The organism is Aquabacterium sp. A08, from assembly GCF_011742065.1.
The window spans coordinates 1-859 of record NZ_JAAQQT010000505.1 but is presented as its reverse complement, the minus strand read 5'-3'; the positions used below and the strand labels follow the sequence as shown (position 1 = coordinate 859).

1 protein-coding gene and 1 pseudogene are annotated in these 859 nt (G+C 67.4%); both read right to left on the bottom strand.

What is annotated here, in order from left to right:
- Positions 1 to 131, bottom strand: a pseudogene (locus HA630_RS27380) (Urease accessory protein UreE); the annotation flags it as partial.
- Positions 132 to 163: 32 nt separating this feature from the next.
- A partial coding sequence (locus tag HA630_RS27375; protein WP_166832250.1) for an urease subunit alpha occupies positions 164 to 859 on the bottom strand: 696 nt, incomplete at its 5' end.

The following is an 859-nucleotide window of genomic DNA, read 5'->3' as shown; positions in this document are numbered from 1 at the left end:
CCCTGGGAGTCGACGCAGTCGAAGCGGCTTTTCTGGCGCTGGTCCCAGTCCAGCGTGACGCTGGCCGCCCGGTTCAGCAGCACCGGGGCCAGGCCTTGGCCTTGGGGGATGCAGCGGGTGGCGTGGAGCATGTCGGTCATTCGTGAAGGGTCTGGGTGCCGCGTCAGAACAGGCAGTAGCGCTGGGCCAGCGGCAGCACGGCGGCGGGTTCGCACACCAGCAGCTGGCCGTCGGCGCGCACCTGGTAGTTTTGTGCGTCGATGTCCATGCGCGGGGCGTAGTCGTTGAGCACCATGTCGCGCTTGCCGATGGTGCGGCACCCCTTCACGGCCACCAGCGGCTTTTGCAGGCCGAAGCGCTGGCCGATGCCTGCGGCCAGACCGGCCTGAGAGACGAAGGTGAGGGAGGTTTTGTGCAACGCGCCGCCGAACGCGCCAAACATGTGCCGGTAGTGCACCGGCTGCGGCGTGGGGATGGAGGCGTTAGGGTCGCCCATGGCGGCGGCGGCGATCATGCCGCCCTTGAGGATGAGCGCGGGTTTGATGCCGAAGAAGGCCGGCTTCCACAGCACCAGGTCGGCCCATTTGCCCACTTCCACCGAGCCCACTTCGTGGCTGACGCCGTGGGTGATGGCGGGGTTGAGGGTGTACTTGGCGATGTAGCGCTTGACGCGGAAGTTGTCGTTGCGGTCGCTCTGTTCCACCTTCTCATCTCGGCCCGGGGTGGGGGCCAGCCAGCCGCGCTGCACCTTCATCTTGTGCGCGGTCTGCCAGGTGCGGCAGATGACCTCGCCCACCCGGCCCATGGCCTGGCTGTCGCTGCTCATGATGCTGATGGCGCCCAGGTCGTGCAGGATGTC